The following is an 18,852-nucleotide window of genomic DNA, read 5'->3' on the forward strand; positions in this document are numbered from 1 at the left end:
TGCGCGCCTTTGGGCGCGCGCGGCCCTGCGCCCCTCGATGGGGGGCAGGGCCGCCGCCTTACAGATGTGACAGCGCGCCATCCGGGTCGCCCAGGGTCGCATGCGGATCGCGCAGCGGGAAGTCCAGCGTGATCCGTGTGCCATGCGGGCCCGATTCCAGCGCGAAGGCGCCGCCCAGCTGCCGCGCAGAGGCCTCGATCACCTGCATCCCCAGCCCTTGCTGCGCGGTCACGCCCTGCGGCAGTCCCACGCCGTCATCCGACAGGTCCAGCTGGCGGCGTCCGTCGACCTCGGGGCCGACACGGAACAGCAGCCGCCCGGCCCGCCCGTCCGGAAAGGCATGCTTGTAGCTGTTCGAGGCGAATTCGTTCAGGATCACACCGAGCGATGCGGCGACGGCGGAATCGACCTCGACGTCGGGCCATTTGCAATCCAGCGTCACCCGCGGCGGCGCGGATCCCGCGATCAGCCCGCAGACCGAGGTTCCGAAACGCCTGAGGTTGATCGTCTCGCTGTCGGCCGCGCGGTAAAGCTGTTCGTGCAGGGCGGCCACCGTCTCGATCCGGCGGCGCACCTGGCCCAGGGCTGCCCGGGCCTCCTCGCCCTTGACGAAGCGCGCCTGCAGCCGCGTCAGCGCCGAAACCGACTGCAGCGAATTCTTCACCCGGTGGTCGACCTCGCGGCGCATCAGATCGGCCTGCTTCAGGCTGCGCTTCAGCTCCATCTGCACGATCACCTGCCGCGCCAGGACCTTCAGCGCATCGCGCTGCAAGGGGGTCAGCCGGCCGGGCTTGTCGTCGATCACGCAGAGCGAGCCGATCGGCAGCCCCGCCGAGGTCCGCAGCACCGCGCCCGCGTAAAATCTCAGATGCTCGGCCCCGGTGACCAGGGGATTGTCGGCGGTGCGGGGGTCGGTGCTGGCGTCCTCGATTTCCAGGAAATCGTCCTGCTGCAGGATCGCATGGGCACAGATCGACTGCCCCAGCGTGGTCTGCTGCAGCGCGGTGCCGGTGCGGGCCTTGAACCATTGCCGGTCGTCCTCGACCAGGCTGATCAGCGAGATCTGCGTGCCGCAAAGCGCCGAGGCCAGCTGGACGATGTCGTCAAAGGGCGCCTCGGGGTCGGTGTCGAGGATCTCGAAGGAGCGCAGTTCCTTCAGGCGGGCCGCGCGATCGGGGTGGTCAGGGGCTAACATCGGCAACTCTGTTGTCTCCACGCAGATACGTGGCGCAGAGTGCGATCTAAAACATGCATCCCCGGTATTGCAAAGGGTAAACCGCCCCGAGGCCAAAGGGCGCGCGAAACTGCCGAAACCCTGAGCTCTGGATGCTTTTCCTCCTTTTTCAACGGCTTGTGACGCATCGGTCGATCTGCTGAACGTCGGGTCAAAGGCCGGGCCCTGCCAGCTTCAGGATCAGCTCGGCGGCATTGCGGACCTCGTGCTTGCGCAGCAGCCGGGCGCGGACGTCCTCGACGGTGCGCGGCGACAGGCCCAGGCCGCGGGCGATCTCCTTGCTGGTCTGGCCGCGCGCCAGGCCCTGCATCACGTCGCGCTCGCGCGGGGTCAGGGGGTTCTCGACTGCCCGGGAAAGAGGCGCAAAGCTCATCACGATGCGGGAAAGTGGCCGGTCGGGGGTCAGCGTCCGGGCCCGGAAACGCACCCAGAAGGGCGTGCCGCCCAGCTGCTGCATCATGCGTTCGTCGCTGTAGAACCCGGTGCGATGCAGCGCGTCCAGACCGATGTCGCGGATCGTTCGGAACTCTTCCTCGGTCGAGTAGAGGACGCGAAAGCTGTGTCCGATCAGAAGGTTGCGATCCCGACCGACCAGCCGGGCGAAGGTCGCGTTGCAGGCGCGGATGATCCGCTCCTCGGCCAGGACCAGGCCCTGGGGGGCGTGGTCCCAGGCCATCTGTGCAAAGTCGTCCATCGGCTCTCCCACCGTAATCCTACGGTATTGAGACCGTATGTCGCGCCGAGCAAGCCTTTTGCCATGACAACCGACACCGCCGCCGCTGCCCCGCCCTCGATTCATGCAGATGCCCTGCGCGCCGCCATCGCGGAGCGCCGCGAGGACCTGATCGCCCTGACCCAGGACCTGCTGCGCATCCCGACGCTGAACCCGCCGGGCGAATGCTATCTGGAGATCTGCGAATATCTGGCCGGGCGGCTGAAGGGCAAAGGGTTCGAGGTGCAGCTGGTGCGCGCCCATGGTGCCAAGGGCGACACCGACCGCTACCCGCGCTGGAACGTGGTGGCGCGCAAGGACGGCCCGCGCACGGGCGACTGCGTGCATTTCAACAGCCATACCGATGTGGTCGAGGTGGGCCGCGGCTGGACCAAGGACCCGTTCGGCGGCGAACTGGAAGACGGCAAGATCTACGGCCGCGGCGCCTGCGACATGAAGGGGGGCCTTGCCGCCAGCATCATCGCGGCCGAGGCCTTCATCGCCGCGGTCCCCGACTGGGGCGGCGCGATCGAGATCTCGGGCACGGTGGACGAGGAATCGGGCGGCTACGCGGGCGTCGCCTACCTGGCCGAGAAGGGCTTTTACAAGAACGTCCAGCACGTCATCATCCCCGAACCCCTGAACCCCGACCGCATCTGCCTTGGGCATCGCGGCGTCTGGTGGGCCGAGATCGAGACCTATGGCGAGATCGCCCATGGTTCGATGCCGTTCCTGGGCGATTGCGCGGTGCGCCACATGGGGGCCGTGATCTCCGAGATGGAGGACACGCTGTTCCCCGCCCTTTACGCCAAGACGACCGACATGCCGGTGGTCCCCGAAGGGGCGCGGCATTCGACGATGAACATCAACTCTCTGCACGGCGGCCTGCCGGAACCCGAGCCCGAGGCGACCGGCTTCCCCTCGGCCTGCGTGCCCGACAGCGCGCGGATGATCATCGACCGCCGCTACCTGATCGAGGAAGACCCCGAAGAGGTGAAGGCCGAGATTCGCGCCGTGCTGGAGCGCGTGAAATCGAAGCGCGAAAAGTTCTCCTATGATCTGCGCGAGATGTGGGGCGTGCCGCCCACGATGACCGACAAGGCCGCCCCGGTGGTGCAATCGGTGCACCGCGCGATCGAGGCCACCTATGGCCGGGCGCCGGATTACGTCGTGTCTCCGGGGACTTACGATCAGAAACACATCGCCCGCATCGGCAAGCTGCACAATTGCATCGCCTATGGTCCGGGGATCCTGGACCTGGCGCACAAGCCCGATGAATACATCGGCGTCGATGACATGATGCGGTCGGCCGAGGTGATGGCGCTGGCGCTGGCCGACCTGCTGGCCGGGCCCGCAGCATGACCCTTGCGGCGGGGATCAGGGGCGCCGTAGCGCCCGTCCGGCCCCGCCGCAGGGGGCCGTCAGCCGGTCACGGGCCGGTTGTCGATCAGCCGCACGCCGCCCAGCCAGGCGGCGGCGAACAGGCGGCTTTCGCCACCGGCCTTCGCCAGCAGCGTCAGGTCATTGGCCTCGCGCAGCTCCAGATATTCGATCTGGGTGAAACCGGCCTCGGACAGGGCCGCTTCGGCGGCGGGCAGCAGGTCGGCCATGGCGGCGCCGCCGCGCAGGACCTCGGCCATCTCCTCCATGATCTGAGCCAGGCGCGGCGCGGCGTCCCGCGCCGCCTCGGGCAGCAGCAGGTTGCGGGACGACATGGCCAGCCCGTCGTCCTCACGCACCGTGGGGCAGCCGATGATGTCGATGTCGATGTCCAGATCGCGGGCCATCCGGCGCACCACCTGCAACTGCTGCCAGTCCTTGCGGCCGAAATAGGCCCGGTCCGCGCTGGTCTGACCGAACAGTTTCGCCACAACCGTCGCCACACCGTCGAAATGGCCGGGCCGGTGCGCGCCGCACAGCACATCCGTCAGCCCGCTGACCGCCACGCTGGTGGCAAAGCCCTCGGGGTAGATCTGGCTGCCGTCGGGCACGTAGATCGCATCGACACCCAGCGGCGCCAGCTTGCGGGCATCCTCCAGTTCGGTGCGGGGATAGTTCGCCAGATCCTCGGGGTTGTTGAACTGCTTCGGGTTCACGAAGATCGTCACGATCACCCGGTCGCAGTCGGCCTTTGCGGCCTTGACCAGGCTCAGATGGCCTGCGTGCAGGGCGCCCATGGTGGGCACGACGCCGATGATTTCACCGGCACGCCGCCAGCCGCGGGTCAGGCTGCGCAGATCGGCCAGCGTGCGGATGATCTTCTCGGTCCCGTCCGAGGGCGCCCTGTCGGCGACCGTATCGGCAAAGACATGTTCGGGGGCGGGAAAGTGGCGCGCGCGGACCTCATCGGCATAGGCGGCAATGGCGGCCTCGGCCTGGCGGCCCAGATGGGCGAAACGCTTGACGAACTTGGGCTTGAAGGCGGTGAACAGGCCCAGCATGTCATCGACCACCAGGATCTGCCCGTCGCACCCGGCCGAGGCCCCGATGCCGATGGTCGGGATCGGGATTTCGGCGGTGATCCGGTCGGCCAGCGTCGCGGGGACCTTTTCCAGCACCACGGCAAAGGCGCCGGCTTCGGCCACGGCGCGGGCATCGGCCAGCAGCGCCTCTCCGGCCGCGCCGCGGCCCTGCACCTTGTACCCCCCAAGCGTGTTGATCGACTGCGGCGTCAGCCCGATATGGGCCATCACCGGCACGCCGCGCGCGCTCAGGAAGCGGATCGTCGGCGCCATGGTGACGCCGCCCTCCAGCTTGACGGCGGCGGCGCCGGTCTCGGCCATCAGCCGTGCGGCATTGCGGAACGCCTGTTCGGGGCTTTCCTCGTAACTGCCGAAGGGCATGTCGATGACCAGCATGGCGCTGCTCAGGCCGCGGGCAACTGCCTGTCCATGCAGCACCATCATCTCGATCGACACCGGAAGCGTCGAGGCCAGACCATGCTGCACCATGCCCACGCTGTCACCCACCAGAACCACGTCGCAATATGCGTCCATCATGGCCGCCATCGGCGTGGTGTAGGCGGTCAGCGACACGATGGGACGCTGGCCCTTCAGGGCGCGGATGTCATCCGGCAGCGGGGCCGTCTTGCGGGCGGTGGCACTCATGTCTCGCTCCTCCTGGGCCGGGACGCGGCTGCCCTTGCGGCAGCGCGGCATCGGTCGGCGGCTGGGTAACGATATTGCGCGCAAAGGTCCAGCGCGTCGAAGGCATAACAAAGCTTGACCCCGCCCGATCCGGGCGCAAGGGTCCGGGCACGACAGGGAAGGGGACCTTCACGGCCCCGAAAGAAAAGGAGAAACATCAATGGTTTCCAAACTTCTGAGGGCCACCGTCCTGGGGGCCCTGACGCTGGGTGCCGCAACCGGTGCCGCCATGGCCCAGGCTCGCGACGACCTGAAGGTCGCCCTTCAGCTTGAGCCGCCGAACATGGACCCGACCTCGAACGCGGCGGGCGCCATCGACCAGGTGCTTTACGCCAACGTCTTCCAGGGCCTGACCCGCTTCGGCCCGGACGGAGAGATCCTGCCCGATCTGGCAAAAAGCTGGGACGTCTCGGCGGATGGCACGGTCTACACCTTCCACCTGCAGGACGGCGTGAAATTCCACAACGGCACCCCGTTCGAGGCCGCCGACGTCAAGTTCACCCTTGACCGCGCCCGTGCCCCCGACAGCACCAATGCGCAAAAAAGCCTCTTTGCCGGCATCACCGAGGTCGATGTGATCGACCCGCTGACGGTCAAGGTGGTGCTGAAGCAGCCCGACGGCGCCTTCCCCTTCAAGATGGCCTGGGGGGACGCGGTGATCGTGGCGCCCGACAGCATCAAGGATATCGCCACCTTCCCGGTCGGCACCGGCCCCTTCAAGTTCGAGGACTGGGTCCAGGGCGATCACGTCGACCTGGCGAAAAACCCCGACTACTGGGGTACGCCCGCCAAACTCGATCATGTCGAGTTCAAGTTCATCTCGGATCCGACGGCCGCCTTCGCGGCGATGATGGCGGGCGATGCGGATGTCTTCTACGGCTACCCCGCCCCCGAGAACCTGCCCCAGTTCGAGGCCGACCCGCGCTTCCAGGTGATCGTCGGCTCGACCGAGGGCGAGACGATCATGGCGATGAACAACGCCCGTCCGCCCTTCGACAACAAGCTGGTGCGCGAGGCGGTCGCCCATGCCATCAACCGCAAGGAAGTGATCGACGGGGCGATGTTCGGCTACGGCACGCCGATCGGCACCCATTTCGCGCCGCACAACCCCGATTACGTCGACCTGACCAGCCTGTCGAACTACGACCCGGCCAAGTCGAAGGAGCTGCTGAAGGAAGCCGGGGTCACCCTGCCGCTGAAGGTCAAGATGACCCTGCCGCCGCCCTCCTACGCCCGCCGCTCGGGCGAGATCATCGCGGCCGAGCTGCGCGCCGTCGGCATCGAGCCCCAGATCGAGAACGTCGAATGGGCGCAATGGCTCTCCTCGACCTTCAAGGGGGCGCATGATTTCGACCTGACCATCGTCAGCCACACCGAGCCGATGGACATCAACATCTACGCCAACCCGGACTACTACTTCGGCTACAACAGCCCGGCCTTCCAGAAGGTCATCGCGGATCTCGACGTGACCTCCGACACCGCCAAGCGCTCCGAGTTGCTGAAGGAAGCGCAGACGATCATCGCCAAGGATTACGTCAACGCCTGGCTGTTCCAGATGCCGCTGCAGACGGTGGCCGCGAAGGGCGTCGAGGGCCTTTGGAAAAACGCCCCCACCCAGGCGGTCGATCTGACCGGCGTCTACTGGGACGAATGATCCCTTCCCCGCCGGAGAGCCAGCTTTCCGGCGGGCCCGCCGCGCCCGCGCCGCTGCTGGCGTTTCGCCGCCCGCCCCGTTCCGAAGCCTCCGGCGGAGGTATTTGAAACAAGAAAATGCATCGGAGTCTCGCGGGCGCGCGCCGCCCTCGCTGGGCCCCTGTCATTTTCTTGTTCTAAATACCTCGGGGGAGTCGCGCCCTGGCGCGACGGGGGCAGAGCCCCCTCCCACGCCGCCCAGAAGACCAAGACATCCCATGACGCGCTACATCCTCACCCGTCTGCTGTCGCTCGTGCTGTCGCTGATCGCGGCCTCGATGGCGATCTTCCTGGTGATCGAGATCCTGCCGGGCGATCCGGCGACCATCATGCTGGGCGTCAATGCTCAGCCCGACACCCTGGCCGCGTTGCGCAGCCAGATGGGGCTCGATGAGCCGATGCTGTTCCGCTACTTCGCCTGGGTTGCAGGCATGTTGCACGGCGATTTCGGCACCTCCTATACCTACCATACGCCCGTGGCCAAGCTGGTCTCGGACCGGATGGCCGTGTCGCTGCCGCTGGCGCTGTTTGCGCTGGCGCTGACCGTGGTCATCGCCTTTCCCGTCGGGATCTGGGCGGCGGCGCGGCGCGGGTCGTTCGTGGACACGCTGGTCATGGGCATCACCCAGCTGGGGGTCGCCATCCCGAACTTCTGGTTCGCCATGCTGATGGTGGTGCTGTTTGCCATCAATCTGCGCTGGTTCTCGGCCGGGGGCTTTGCGGGCTGGAATGCGGGGCTTTTCCCGGCGCTGAAATCGCTCACGCTGCCGGCGGTTGCGCTGGCGCTGCCGCAGGCCTCGATCCTGGCGCGGGTGATGCGTTCGGCGCTTCTTGACACCCTGTCCGAGGACTTCGTGCGCACCGCCCGCGCCAAGGGCCTGAGCCGCGCCCAGGCGCTGCGCCGCCATGCCCTGAGGAATGCGCTGATCCCGGTGCTGACCATCATCGGGCTGCAGTTCTCGTTCCTGCTGGCCGGCGGCATCATCATCGAGAACGTCTTCTACCTGCCGGGCCTGGGGCGGCTGATCTTCCAGTCGATCTCGGCGCGCGACCTGATCACCGTGAAAAGCGTCGTGATGCTGCTGGTCTTCGCGGTGATCCTCGTCAATTTCCTGGTCGAGCTGGCCTATGCCCTTGTCGACCCCCGACTGCGGAGGGCGAAATGAGCCTGGCCGAAACCTCTTTCTCGCGCGTCATGCGGTCCCGCAACCTGTGGATCGGCGGCCTGCTGACGGGTCTTTTCGCGGGCGCGGCGCTGCTCAGCTTCCTGTGGGTGCCCTATGATGTCACCCAGATGGACATCGCCCACAAGATCAAGCCGCCCTCGGGCGCGCATTGGATGGGCACCGACCATTACGGCCGCGACATCCTGAGCATGATCATGGTGGGGGCGCGGACCTCGATCGCGGTGGCGGTGCTGGCCGTCGGCATCGGCATGGGGCTGGGCGTGCCGCTGGGCCTGTGGGCCGCCGCGCGGCGGTTCTCGCTGGTGGATGAAATCATCATGCGCGGCAACGACCTGGTCTTTGCCTTCCCCTCGCTGGTCATCGCCGTGATGATCACCGCGATCCTGGGGCCCTCGGCCACCAATGCGATCATCGCGATCGGCATCTTCAACATCCCCGTCTTTGCCCGGCTGGCGCGTTCGGGCGCGCTGTCGCTCTGGAGCCGCGATTTCGTCCTTGCCGCCCGCGTTGCCGGCAAGGGACCCGCCCGCATCAGCTTTGAACACATCCTGCCCAACATCCTGAACCTGCTGATCGTGCAGGGCACCATCCAGTTCAGCCTTGGCATCCTGGCCGAGGCGGGGCTGTCCTACGTGGGTCTTGGCGCCCAGCCGCCCACCCCCAGCTGGGGGCGGATGCTGGCCGACAGCCAGACGATGATCTCGTTCGCGCCGCATATGGCGCTGTTCCCGGGCCTTGCCATCCTGCTGACGGTGCTGGGCCTCAACCTGCTGGGCGACGGTCTGCGCGACCTGCTCGACCCGAAACTGCGCCGGGGCCGGACATGAGCAGCCTTCTCGATATCCAGAACCTGACCCTGTCCATCCACGGCACGCCGATCCTGCACGATGTCTCGCTGCAGCTCGATGCGGGCCGCATCCTTGGGGTCATCGGCGAAAGCGGCTCGGGCAAGTCGATGACCGCCTTCACGGTGATGCGCCTGCTGCCCGACGGCGCGCAGGCCGAGGGGCAGGTGACGCTGGCCGGCCAGCCGATCCTGGCGCAGAGCGAGGCGCAGATGTGCGCCCTGCGCGGCCGCGACATCGGCATGGTCTTCCAGGAGCCGATGACGGCGCTCAACCCGCTCAGGACCATCGGCGACCAGGTGGCCGAGACCATCCTGATCCACGAGAAGATCCCCAAGCGCGAGGCGATGAAGCGCGCGGCCGACGCCCTGGCGCGGGCCGAACTGCCGCAGGATCGCTTTCCCCTGACGCGGTTCCCGCATGAACTGTCGGGCGGGCAGCGCCAGCGCGTTGTCATCGCCATGGCGATCGCCCTGCGCCCCAAGCTGCTGATCGCGGATGAACCCACCACCGCGCTGGACGTCACCACCCAGGCCCAGGTGCTGAAACTGCTGGCCCGCCTGGTGCGCGAGGACGGCATGGCGATGCTGCTGATCAGCCACGACCTGGCGGTGGTGGCGGATCTGGCCGATGACATCGCCATCATGCAAAAGGGCAGGGTGGTCGAATCCGGCCCCGCCCAGGCCCTGCTGCGCAACCTGACCCATCCCTATTCGAAGGCGCTTCTGGCGGCCTCGACCCATGCGCCCGACCGCGCCCCCCGGGTCGAGGACAAGCCCCTGCTGGAAGTCACGGCCGTGCACCGCCGCTACCCGCTGCCGCGCAAGACGCTGTTCGGGGCGCCGGGGTCCTTCCATGCGGTCAAGGGCGTGTCGTTCAAGCTGATGAAGGGCGAAAGCCTGGGCCTGGTGGGCGAATCCGGCTGCGGCAAATCCACCCTGACCCGCGCCATCCTGGGGCTGGAACAGGTTCAGGACGGCGCCATCCGGTTGAACGGGCGCCCCGTCTTCCAGGGATCCAAACCCGACCCCGAGGTCCGCCGCCGGATGCAGGTGGTCTTCCAGGACCCCTACGGCAGCTTCAACCCCCGCCACAAGGTCGCCCGCCTGGTGGCCGAGCCGTTTCATCTTTCCCCAAATATGCCCCGCGCGGAGCGCGATGCCGCCATTGCCGAGGCGCTGACGGCCGTGGGTCTGACACCGGCCGACGCCGACAAGTACATCCACGAATTCTCGGGCGGGCAGCGCCAGCGCATCGCCATCGCCCGCGCCCTGATCACCCGCCCCGAGCTGATCCTGCTGGACGAGGCGGTCTCGGCGCTGGATGTGCAGGTGCGGGCAAGGATCCTCGATCTGCTGGCGGATCTGTCGGAACGCTATGGGCTGTCGTACCTCTTCATCTCGCACGACCTTTCGGTGGTGCGCGCGGTCACCGACCGGGTGCTGGTCATGCAACATGGCGAGATCGTCGAGCACGGCCCGACCGAACAGGTCTTCCGCGACCCACAGCATCCCTACACGCGCCAGCTTCTGGCGGCGGCCCCGCAGCTGCCTGCGGACATCACCGGCTGATCCGCAGGGGGCAGGGCCCCTGCAGGGATGCACAGCCGCTGTCACGGCAAACGGGGTGGGAATCTGCCCCGTTGTGCCTAAATCCTTATGCGTAAACGGAATTCAAGAACATGACCCCGCAAGGGGCCAGGAGGATAATACCATGACCGCACATGTGGCCGTCATCGTGGGCTCCCTCCGGGAGGGCAGCCTGAACCGCAAACTGGCCGAGACGCTGGTGGATCTGGCGCCCGAAGGGCTGGCTTTCGACTTTGTTCCGATCGGCGATCTGCCGCTCTACAACCCCGACCTCGACACCGACGCGGCCCCGGCCGCCTGGACGACCTTCCGCGATGCGATCCGCGCCCATGACGCGGTGCTGTTCGTGACGCCGGAATACAACCGCTCGGTCCCCGCCGCGCTGAAGAACGCGCTCGACGTGGGCTCGCGGCCGATGGGCGCCAGCGTCTGGGATGGCAAGCCCGCGGGCGTCGTCACCGGGTCTCCGGGGGGGATGGGCGGTTTCGGTGCCAACCACCACCTGCGCCAGTCGCTGGTGTTCCTGAACATGCCCGCCATGCAGCAGCCCGAGGCCTATGTGGGCCAGCTGGGCGCCATGTTCACCGAAGACGGCCAGCTGGCCAATGACAATTCCCGGGCCTTCCTGACCAAGATCATGGCGGCCTATGCGGATTGGGTCGGGCGGCATATCGCCTGACCCCGGCCCGGGGCGCGCCATCGCGCGTGTCCCGGGCCCCGGGCCCGGCCGTTTTCCTTCGGATGGCCGGGCCCCGATGCGGCCTTGCCGCCGCCATCCATCGCGGTCCTTGATGGCGGACATCAGCGCAATGCCCTTTCCTGTCAGGCTGGATTGCGGTATGGACGCCCGTCTCAAGGAGAAGGATTCATCCATTATGGGTTACAAGGTCGTCGTCGCCGGCGCCACGGGCAACGTGGGCCGCGAAATGCTGAACATCCTCGCCGAACGCGAATTCCCGGTGGACGAGATTGCCGTTCTCGCCTCCCGCAAATCGCTGGGCACCGAGGTCAGCTTTGGCGACAAGACCCTGAAGACCCAGGATCTGGCCACCTTCGATTTCGCCGGCTGGGACATTGCGCTCTTCGCCGTGGGCTCGGGCCCGACGAAGGAATTCGCCCCCAAGGCCGCGGCTGCGGGCTGTGTCGTGATCGACAACTCCTCGCTCTACCGCTACGACCCGGATGTGCCGCTGGTCGTGCCGGAAGTGAACCCCGAGGCGGTTCTGGGCTATGCCAAGAAGAACATCATCGCGAACCCCAACTGCTCGACCGCGCAGATGGTGGTGGCGCTGAAGCCGCTGCATGACCGCGCCAAGATCAAGCGCGTCGTGGTGTCGACCTACCAGTCCGTTTCCGGCGCCGGCAAGGAAGGCATGGACGAGCTCTGGGATCAGACCAAGGCGATCTACAACCCGACCGCCGACGTGCCGCCCGCCAAGTTCACCAAGCAGATCGCCTTCAACGTGATCCCGCACATCGACGTCTTCATGGAAGACGGTTCCACCAAGGAAGAGTGGAAGATGGTCGCGGAAACCAAGAAGATCGTCGATCCCTCGATCAAGGTCACTGCGACCTGCGTGCGCGTGCCGGTCTTCGTCGGCCATTCGGAATCGATCAACATCGAATTCGAAGAGTTCCTGGATGAAGACGAAGCCCGCGACATCCTGCGCGAGGCCCCCGGCGTCATGGTGATCGACAAGCGTGAAAACGGCGGCTACGTGACCCCCGTCGAATGCGTCGGCGACTATGCGACCTTCATCAGCCGCATCCGCCAGGACAGCACAATCGACAACGGCATCAACCTGTGGTGCGTCTCGGACAACCTGCGCAAGGGCGCGGCGCTGAATGCCGTGCAGATCGCGGAAACGCTGGGTGCCCGGGTCCTGAAGAAGGGCTGAACGGCCCTTCACCCCGCCTGACACCGAACGCCCGGGGGATCCCTTCCCCGGGCGTTTCGCGTTTCGGGGGCGGGGATCCTTGCCGGTTTCCGCCCGGGGGCGAAAAGCCGTTTGCGGCGGCGCGTGCGGGATGATCACTCTGGGCCGATGCAACCCGGAGGAGTGCCCATGCGTCCCGTCCCGCCCCTTGCCCTGCTGCCCCTTGCAGCCACCTTCGGCCTGCTGGCCCCCGCCGTTCATGCCGATGAGGTGGTGCTGAAGGGGGCGGTGCGTGCCGTGACGCTTTATCCCGATGCGGCGATGGTGGAACGCGATCTGCCGGTGGATCTGCCGGCGGGCGAGCATCAGCTGGTGCTGCCGGACATGCCCTTCGTCGATCCGGCGCTGCTGCGGATCGCGGTGCCGGGCGGGCAGGTCGGCGCCGTGCACTGGCGCGACGAGGCCCTGCCGCCCCGCCCCGAGGACGAAAGCCCTGACCTCCGCGCCGCCCGCACCGCGCTGGATCAGGCCCATGCCGCGGTCACCGCGCAGGAGGGGCGCGCCCGCGCCGCCGAGGCCGAGGCCGCCGCCGCAGGCGACCGGTTGAAGGTGCTGGCCGGGCTGGGCCAGAGCCCCGCCGCCGCCGATCCCGCCACCCTGCCGCAGCTGCTGTCGGTGGTCGCCACGCAAAGCCTTGCGGCGCGGCAGGACCAGCTGGCCGCCGAAGACCGCGCCCGCCAGATCCGCGACGGCCTTCCCCCCCTGCAGAAAACCGAGGCCGAGGCGCAGCAGGCGCTGGATGCGCTGCTGACCGCGGCCTCGGCCCGCGCGCGGCTGGTGGTGGATCTGCACAGCGACGTCGCGCTGCGCGGCACGATGACGGTCTCTTACCTGACCCATGACGCGGGCTGGCAGCCGGCCTATGACGTGTCGCTGACGACGACCGGCGCGGCGCCGGTCCTCGACATTGCCCGCAAGGCGGTGATCCGGCAGTCGAGCGGCGAGGACTGGTCGCAGGTCAAGCTGGATCTGTCGACGGCGCGGCCCTCGGGGCAGACCGAGCCCTCGGTGCTTGGCCCCGATCTGCTACAATACCACGATCCCCGCCCGGTGATGCCGCTGGCGCGCGCCGCCGGGGCGCCGATGGCCGAGATGATGCTGAAGGCCGATGCGGTTTCGCCCAATGACGGGCTGACGCTGGACTATGCCTATCCGCAGCCGGTGAGCCTGGCGAACGGTGCCGAGGCGCTGACGATTTCCCTGGGCGACACGCGGCTGACGCCCGAGGTCTATGCCCGGGCGGTGCCGATGTCGGATCCCTCGGCCTATCTGATGGCGGGGTTCACGAATGGGGCGGATGCGCCGCTGCTGGCCTCGGAGCGGGCGGCCTTCTACCTGGACGGCACCTACATGGGGACCCGCAGCCTGCCGCTGCTGCCCGAGGGGACGGCGGCAGACTGGTCCTTCGGTCCGATCGACGGGCTGCGGCTGGAACGCCAGGTGGTGGCGCGCTCGGAAGGGGACCGGGGGGTGATCGCGAAGTCGAACCGTCGCGAGGAAGAGGTGCGTCTGGTGCTGACGAACCAGACCCGGCGCGACTGGGATCTGCGGGTCACGGACCGCGTGCCCTATTCCGAGCAGGACGACCTGAAGATCACCTGGCAGGCCGATCCGGCCCCCGGAACCCAGGATCTGGACGGCCAGCGCGGTCTTCTGGAATGGCGCCTGAAGCTGGCCGCCGGGGCGCAGCAGGTGATCACCTTGCAGGACAGCGTCAGCTGGCCTGAAGGCAAGGTTCTGAACTAGGCTGTGTTGAGAAACAGGATGCCCCCCGGGCGTCGGGCATGATCCAGGCTGGGATCTGCGATAGAGGCCAGCCTGGCACGAAGCCTTGTGTCGGACGAGGTATGAGCGTTCTTTGAGCGCTTCATCCTTGCCGTCCGCGCCCCGAACGGGTGCAAACCTACCAACCACCGCTTCGTTCCCGATGGCATGTTCCGGATTGCATGAACCGGGCTCCATGGCGCGATCTGCCGGGGGACGGCAAATGGTCAAGCGTTTGCAGACAGTTCCGGCGCTGGACGCGGGCGGTCCCCTGGAAGGACATCACCGAGGCCCTGAACCAGAGCGGAGCCGTGCCAAGCGCCCAGAAAATGATCGACAGGACCGTGAGCCGCGCCCGGCATCCACTGCCCGGCAGGGCATCGCGGCCGCAATGTCCCGAGAGAGCGGCAGCGGGCGCTAAAGGGGGACGCCTCTACAAGGTTTCGGCTGTTCCCGCGCGTCCGGTGGGAAAACGATCAACAGGGTCGTTTTCTGGATCACCTATCCCTTCACGACCAGTGTCCTTCTCCTCGTCAACGCACGCGGGCTTCCTGTGAGGACAGAGATCAGGCCCGGCCAGATGCCGGACTGCCTCGGCCTCGGTCCGGTAATGGTGGATCATCTGCCGCGCCTGAGCGTGCGGTTCGCGGCCGGGAGGCAGACAAGATCAGGGACGGTACGGAGGCGCGCTATGTCCTGCCCGTGATGCCCCTCTCGGGACATCGCTGTGCGATGCCCTGCCGGGCAAGGGATGCGCAAGTCCCGCAAGAAGCGGATTGGTGTCGATCACTCGCTGCATCGCCTGCGTAATCTGGTCCAACGCTGCTTCAGCACGCTCAGGCATGCCAGGCGTGTCGAGACACGCTACGACAAGACGGCGGAACGCTTTCTCGGTCTCATTGACATCACGTCGATCCGTCTGTGGATCCGCCATATATCAACACGACCCAGGCTGACGCTGCGCCCGGCCGCAGGGGCGCGCCAGTGCATATTTGGGGAAAGATGAAGGCAAGGTGCGCGCCCGGCCGGGCTTTGGCGCGCCTGTTGCCGGTGGAGCGATTCCGTATTTGGGGAAAGATGAAAGCGAAAGAGGCACGGACCGGCCCCGCGCCTCTTTCATCTTTCTAAAAATATGCATTCGCACCGGCCGGTCGCCGGCACGCCGGTCAGATGGCGCGGAACGCCTTCTGGTCGGGCAGGTACTGTTCGACCGAACCGTTGCCGATGTCGTGCCACAGGCCGTGCAGCGACAGGTCCTCGGCCGCGACGGCGGCCTGCACGAAGGGGAAGGTCATCAGGTTCTCGAGCGAGACCAGGACGGCTTCCTTTTCCAGCGCGCCACGCTGTGCCTCGTAGCCCTGGATGTCCTTGACCCGGTCATAGCCCGGGCGCAGCAAGTCCATCCAGCGGCCGACGAAGCTCGATTCCTCTTCAAGCTCCGGGGCATGGCCCGAGCACATGTCGAGGCAGCCCTGCACGCCGCCGCATTTCGAATGGCCCATGATCACCACATGCGCGACCTTCAGCGCCGTCACCGCATATTCCAGCGCGGCCGAGGTGCCGTGCTGCTGGCCATCGGGCTGGTAGGGCGGCACCAGGTTGGCGATGTTGCGGTGGATGAAGAACTCTCCCTGGTCGGCGCCGAAGATGCCGGTGACATGCACGCGACTGTCGCAGCAGGAGATGATCATCGTCTTCGGGCGCTGCCCCTCGTCGGCGAGGCGACGGTACCAGGACTTGTTCTCGGTGAAGGTGGTGGCCTTCCAGCCGTGATAGCGCTGCACCAAAAGGCTGGGGAGGGGCTTGGCGTGCTCCATGGCGAACTCCGAAACGCTGCAATGAACTGGCGCGGACTATAGGCCCCGGTCCCGGGGGTTGAAATGCGGAATGCGCCAATTGGTGGAAAATCCTCTGCAAAACCGGGCGCTGCACCCCTGCAATTCCGCAAAACCGCAAGCTTTTGGGAACTTCGGCGGGCGATTGTGGCTGCCGCCGTGGGGGCGATGCCGAAGGGGGTGTGACGATGAACCAGATCCTGGTGATGATCCGGGACGAACCGGTACGACTGGATCCGGACCGGCTGCGGGCGCTTTATGCCCAGCTGGGCGAGGCCGGGGCCGACAACGTGGTCTGCCGCGCGATGGAGGAGCTGGCGCTGCGCTTTGCCCATGCCGAGCGGATGTTCCGCGAGGCCCGCAAGGACGAGCTGCGCAAGGCCACCCGCAGCCTGGCGGCGATCGCGGACCAGGTGGGCATGCTGGCGCTGTCGCAGGTGGCGGGGGACGTGACTGCCTGCATCCGGGCCGGGGACGAGGTCGCGCTGGCTGCCACCTTCGCCAGGCTGTTGCGGGTGGGCGAGCGGTCCCTGATGGCGATCTGGGACCTGCAGGACATCACCGTCTGATCCCGGGCGGCAAGGAGGCTTGCGGTCGCGCGCAGGCGGGATAGGCTGGGGCCGCACTGCAGGAGAGCTCCTATGCCCAAGACCCCCTCTCTCACCTTCGTCCCCGACAGCGCCAAGGCGTTGCCGCTGCACCTGATCGAGAAGGACGCGCTGGCCGGATGGCTGGCGGGGCAGCCTGCGGATGTCGTGGCCTGGGTCGGGGTCATGGGGTTCACCGGGGCGCTGGCTCAGGTCTGTATGATCCCGGGGCCCGAGGGCACGCCGCGGATGGCGCTGGCGGGCTATGGCGATGTGCAGGCCCGGGCGCGTGGCCGCTTTGCCCTGGCCGCTGCGGCGGCAAAGCTGCCTGCGGGGGACTACCGGATCGTCTCGGGCCTGCCGCCCGAAGCCGCCGAGACCGAGGCCCTGGGCTGGCTTTTTGCCGGATATGCCTATGACCGTTACCAGGCGCAATCCGGCATCAAGGCCCGTCTGGTGGCCCCTGAAGGGGTCCGCGCCGACCGGCTGGAGGCCATTGCCGCCGGCGAGGCGCTGACCCGTGAGCTGATCAACACCCCCCCCAACGACATGGGCCCGGCCGAGCTGGAGGCCGCCGCGCGCGCCCTGGCCGAAACCCATGGCGCTGCCGTCTCGGTCATCGAAGGCGACGCGCTGCTGACGCAGAATTTCCCGATGATCCATGCGGTGGGCCGGGCCGCGGCGCCGCATCGCGCGCCCCGTCTGATCGACCTGCGCTGGGGCGACAACGGCCCGGCGCTGACGCTGGTGGGCAAGGGCGTGTGTTTCGATACCGGCGGGCTGGATCTGAAGCCCGCGGCCTCGATGGGGCTGATGAAGAAGGACATGGGGGGCGCTGCGACCGTGCTGGGGCTGGCGCATATGATCATGGCGCGCGATCTGCCGGTGCGGCTGCGGGTGCTGATCCCGGCGGTGGAAAACGCCGTCTCGGGCGATGCCTTCCGGCCGCAGGACATCCTGACCTCGCGCAAGGGGCTGACGGTCGAGATCAACAACACCGATGCCGAGGGGCGGCTGGTGCTGGCCGATGCGTTGGCGCTCGGCGCCGAGGACGCGCCCGAGATGATGATCTCCTTCGCGACGCTGACGGGGGCGGCGCGGGTGGCTGTGGGGCCCGACATCGCCCCCTATTTCACCGATGATCCCGATGTCGCGGCCGCGCTGGAGAACTCGGCCGGGATGGTCGCCGATCCGGTCTGGCGGCTGCCCTTCCACGACCCCTACGAGGCGATGATCGAACCGGGCATCGCCGATCTCGACAATGCGCCCAAGGGTGGTTTCGCCGGCGCCATCACCGCTGCGCTCTTCCTGCGCCGCTTTGCCGGGCCGGGCTTGCGCTACACCCATTTCGACATCTACGGCTGGAGCCCCTCGGACCAGCCCGGCCGCACCCGGGGCGGCACCGGGCAGGGCGCGCGGGCGCTCTTCTCGGCACTGCCGGGGCTGCTGGGCCTATGAGCACGCCGGACCGCCGCCGCTGGCCCTGCAACGGGCGCGTCGCGGCCGAGCGCCTGAAGGGCCAGGCCAGGGCCGATCTCTACACCCCCGGCACCCTCTGCCATGTACAGGCCGATGCCGCGGATCTGCTCTCGGCGCCGGATGGCGCCCGCGACCGCCAGCTGCTGCATGGCGACGAGGTCCTGCTTTACGAGATCCGCGATGGCATGGCCTTTGTCGAGGCCCTGAAGGACGCTTACACCGGCTATGTCGCGGCCATGGCCCTGGCTCACACCGCCCCGGGCGCCGCTCCGAACGCCAGGGTCCGCATCCGCGAGACCCTGCTCTGGGATCGTCCTTCGGCGCGCGGCATGGCGACCCGCCGCTTCGCTCTGAACACCCGCCTGCTGGTGGCCGAGGTCACTGACGGCTGGGCCCGCACCGGGGGCGGCTGGATTCCCGCGCACCACCTGCACCTGCAGCCCACCCCCGAGACCGATCCGGTCGCGGTCTCGGCCCGCCTCCTCGGGCTGCCCTATCTCTGGGGCGCCAATGGTCATGGCGGCATCGACTGTTCGGGGCTCGTGCAGGCGGGGTGCCTCGCCTGCGGCATCCCCTGCCCGGGCGACAGCGACATGCAGTCCCGCGAACTGGGCGATCCGCTGCCCGAAGACGCCCCCCTGCACCGCGGAGACCTGCTGTTCTGGAAGGGCCATGTCGCCTGGGTCGCAGATCCCGACACGATCCTGCACGCCAATGGCCACAGCATGAGCGTCGCCTACGAAGGCCTGCCCCAGGCGATCACCCGGATCCTCGCTGCCGATGGCGGTCCGGTCACCGCCCGGCGGCGCCTGCCGGGCCTCGCCGGGCGCCTCGCCAGCTCTTGA

The 18,852-nt window shown here is 67.6% G+C and carries 15 protein-coding genes and 2 pseudogenes; 12 read left to right on the forward strand and 5 right to left on the reverse strand.

Annotated elements, in window-relative coordinates:
- Positions 1–58: 58 nt before the first annotated feature.
- Together AC2ITM_RS01920 and AC2ITM_RS01925 are read right to left on the reverse strand one after the other, a co-directional pair.
- Positions 59–1,195 (reverse strand): sensor histidine kinase, encoded by a 1,137-nt coding sequence (locus AC2ITM_RS01920; RefSeq protein ID WP_486468154.1) that lies wholly within the window; start codon positions 1,193–1,195, stop codon positions 59–61.
- 190 nt (positions 1,196–1,385) lie between these two features.
- Positions 1,386–1,928 carry a helix-turn-helix transcriptional regulator gene (locus AC2ITM_RS01925; RefSeq protein WP_486468155.1) on the reverse strand — a complete coding sequence of 181 codons (543 nt, stop codon included), beginning with the start codon at positions 1,926–1,928 and terminating at the stop codon, positions 1,386–1,388.
- A 63-nt stretch (positions 1,929–1,991) separates the two neighbouring features.
- Between AC2ITM_RS01925 and AC2ITM_RS01930 the strand changes: the two genes are divergently transcribed.
- Positions 1,992–3,308 (forward strand): acetylornithine deacetylase/succinyl-diaminopimelate desuccinylase family protein, encoded by a 1,317-nt coding sequence (locus AC2ITM_RS01930; RefSeq protein WP_486468156.1) that lies wholly within the window; start codon positions 1,992–1,994, stop codon positions 3,306–3,308.
- A 59-nt stretch (positions 3,309–3,367) separates the two neighbouring features.
- Here the strand turns inward: AC2ITM_RS01930 and panC are convergent, their stop codons facing one another.
- Together panC and panB are read right to left on the reverse strand one after the other, a co-directional pair.
- Complete coding sequence (gene panC, locus AC2ITM_RS01935; RefSeq protein ID WP_486469377.1) at positions 3,368–4,204, reverse strand: pantoate--beta-alanine ligase; 837 nt, start codon at positions 4,202–4,204, stop codon at positions 3,368–3,370.
- A 39-nt stretch (positions 4,205–4,243) separates the two neighbouring features.
- Positions 4,244–5,053, reverse strand: a pseudogene (panB, locus tag AC2ITM_RS01940) (3-methyl-2-oxobutanoate hydroxymethyltransferase); the annotation flags it as partial.
- A 199-nt stretch (positions 5,054–5,252) separates the two neighbouring features.
- On the opposite strand from panB, the gene AC2ITM_RS01945 reads away from it, so the two are divergent.
- The 8 genes and pseudogenes from AC2ITM_RS01945 to AC2ITM_RS01980 all read left to right on the forward strand — a co-directional run.
- Positions 5,253–6,746, forward strand: a complete 1,494-nt coding sequence (locus AC2ITM_RS01945; RefSeq protein ID WP_486468157.1) for an ABC transporter substrate-binding protein — start codon at positions 5,253–5,255, stop codon at positions 6,744–6,746.
- 256 nt (positions 6,747–7,002) lie between these two features.
- Positions 7,003–7,950 (forward strand): ABC transporter permease, encoded by a 948-nt coding sequence (locus tag AC2ITM_RS01950; RefSeq protein WP_486468158.1) that lies wholly within the window; start codon positions 7,003–7,005, stop codon positions 7,948–7,950.
- A complete protein-coding gene (locus AC2ITM_RS01955) occupies positions 7,947–8,798 on the forward strand; it encodes an ABC transporter permease (RefSeq protein ID WP_486468159.1) in 852 nt (283 codons plus the stop codon). Before AC2ITM_RS01950 ends, AC2ITM_RS01955 begins: the two co-directional genes overlap by 4 nt.
- The gene (locus tag AC2ITM_RS01960) at positions 8,795–10,387 is read left to right on the forward strand and encodes an ABC transporter ATP-binding protein (RefSeq protein ID WP_486468160.1); all 1,593 of its coding nucleotides are present in this window, start codon (positions 8,795–8,797) and stop codon (positions 10,385–10,387) included. Before AC2ITM_RS01955 ends, AC2ITM_RS01960 begins: the two co-directional genes overlap by 4 nt.
- A 142-nt stretch (positions 10,388–10,529) precedes the next feature.
- Positions 10,530–11,084 carry an NADPH-dependent FMN reductase gene (locus AC2ITM_RS01965; RefSeq protein ID WP_486468161.1) on the forward strand — a complete coding sequence of 185 codons (555 nt, stop codon included), beginning with the start codon at positions 10,530–10,532 and terminating at the stop codon, positions 11,082–11,084.
- Positions 11,085–11,280: 196 nt separating this feature from the next.
- On the forward strand, positions 11,281–12,303 hold the full coding sequence (locus tag AC2ITM_RS01970) for an aspartate-semialdehyde dehydrogenase (protein WP_486468162.1): 1,023 nt from the start codon (positions 11,281–11,283) through the stop codon (positions 12,301–12,303).
- Positions 12,304–12,471: 168 nt separating this feature from the next.
- Entirely contained in the window at positions 12,472–14,088 is a 1,617-nt protein-coding gene (locus AC2ITM_RS01975) for a DUF4139 domain-containing protein (RefSeq protein WP_486468163.1), read from the forward strand.
- 123 nt (positions 14,089–14,211) lie between these two features.
- Positions 14,212–14,462 (forward strand): annotated as a pseudogene (locus tag AC2ITM_RS01980) (transposase); the annotation flags it as partial.
- 810 nt (positions 14,463–15,272) lie between these two features.
- Here the strand turns inward: AC2ITM_RS01980 and AC2ITM_RS01985 are convergent.
- The gene (locus tag AC2ITM_RS01985) at positions 15,273–15,923 is read right to left on the reverse strand and encodes a carbonic anhydrase (protein WP_486468164.1); all 651 of its coding nucleotides are present in this window, start codon (positions 15,921–15,923) and stop codon (positions 15,273–15,275) included.
- Positions 15,924–16,129: 206 nt separating this feature from the next.
- On the opposite strand from AC2ITM_RS01985, the gene AC2ITM_RS01990 reads away from it, so the two are divergent.
- From AC2ITM_RS01990 to AC2ITM_RS02000, 3 genes are all read left to right on the forward strand, one after another.
- Positions 16,130–16,510: a hypothetical protein gene (locus AC2ITM_RS01990; RefSeq protein ID WP_486468165.1), complete on the forward strand. Its 381-nt coding sequence runs from the start codon at positions 16,130–16,132 to the stop codon at positions 16,508–16,510.
- A gap of 72 nt (positions 16,511–16,582) precedes the next feature.
- Positions 16,583–17,986 (forward strand): leucyl aminopeptidase family protein, encoded by a 1,404-nt coding sequence (locus AC2ITM_RS01995; RefSeq protein WP_486468166.1) that lies wholly within the window; start codon positions 16,583–16,585, stop codon positions 17,984–17,986.
- Entirely contained in the window at positions 17,983–18,852 is an 870-nt protein-coding gene (locus AC2ITM_RS02000; RefSeq protein WP_486468167.1) for a C40 family peptidase, read from the forward strand. Before AC2ITM_RS01995 ends, AC2ITM_RS02000 begins: the two co-directional genes overlap by 4 nt.

The organism is Pseudooceanicola sp. NS-SX9, from assembly GCF_057380705.1.

What these genes read in the sequence shown, in the direction of transcription:
- AC2ITM_RS02000 (WP_486468167.1), top strand. Translation starts at nt 17,983, where the DNA reads ATGAGCACGCCGGACCGCCGCCGCTGGCCCTGCAACGGGCGCGTCGCG.
- AC2ITM_RS01985 (WP_486468164.1), bottom strand. Translation starts at nt 15,923, where the DNA reads ATGGAGCACGCCAAGCCCCTCCCCAGCCTTTTGGTGCAGCGCTATCAC.
- AC2ITM_RS01990 (WP_486468165.1), top strand. Translation starts at nt 16,130, where the DNA reads ATGAACCAGATCCTGGTGATGATCCGGGACGAACCGGTACGACTGGAT.
- AC2ITM_RS01955 (WP_486468159.1), top strand. Translation starts at nt 7,947, where the DNA reads ATGAGCCTGGCCGAAACCTCTTTCTCGCGCGTCATGCGGTCCCGCAAC.
- AC2ITM_RS01965 (WP_486468161.1), top strand. Translation starts at nt 10,530, where the DNA reads ATGACCGCACATGTGGCCGTCATCGTGGGCTCCCTCCGGGAGGGCAGC.
- AC2ITM_RS01930 (WP_486468156.1), top strand. Translation starts at nt 1,992, where the DNA reads ATGACAACCGACACCGCCGCCGCTGCCCCGCCCTCGATTCATGCAGAT.
- AC2ITM_RS01925 (WP_486468155.1), bottom strand. Translation starts at nt 1,928, where the DNA reads ATGGACGACTTTGCACAGATGGCCTGGGACCACGCCCCCCAGGGCCTG.
- AC2ITM_RS01960 (WP_486468160.1), top strand. Translation starts at nt 8,795, where the DNA reads ATGAGCAGCCTTCTCGATATCCAGAACCTGACCCTGTCCATCCACGGC.
- AC2ITM_RS01995 (WP_486468166.1), top strand. Translation starts at nt 16,583, where the DNA reads ATGCCCAAGACCCCCTCTCTCACCTTCGTCCCCGACAGCGCCAAGGCG.
- AC2ITM_RS01975 (WP_486468163.1), top strand. Translation starts at nt 12,472, where the DNA reads ATGCGTCCCGTCCCGCCCCTTGCCCTGCTGCCCCTTGCAGCCACCTTC.
- AC2ITM_RS01950 (WP_486468158.1), top strand. Translation starts at nt 7,003, where the DNA reads ATGACGCGCTACATCCTCACCCGTCTGCTGTCGCTCGTGCTGTCGCTG.
- AC2ITM_RS01920 (WP_486468154.1), bottom strand. Translation starts at nt 1,195, where the DNA reads ATGTTAGCCCCTGACCACCCCGATCGCGCGGCCCGCCTGAAGGAACTG.
- AC2ITM_RS01945 (WP_486468157.1), top strand. Translation starts at nt 5,253, where the DNA reads ATGGTTTCCAAACTTCTGAGGGCCACCGTCCTGGGGGCCCTGACGCTG.
- AC2ITM_RS01970 (WP_486468162.1), top strand. Translation starts at nt 11,281, where the DNA reads ATGGGTTACAAGGTCGTCGTCGCCGGCGCCACGGGCAACGTGGGCCGC.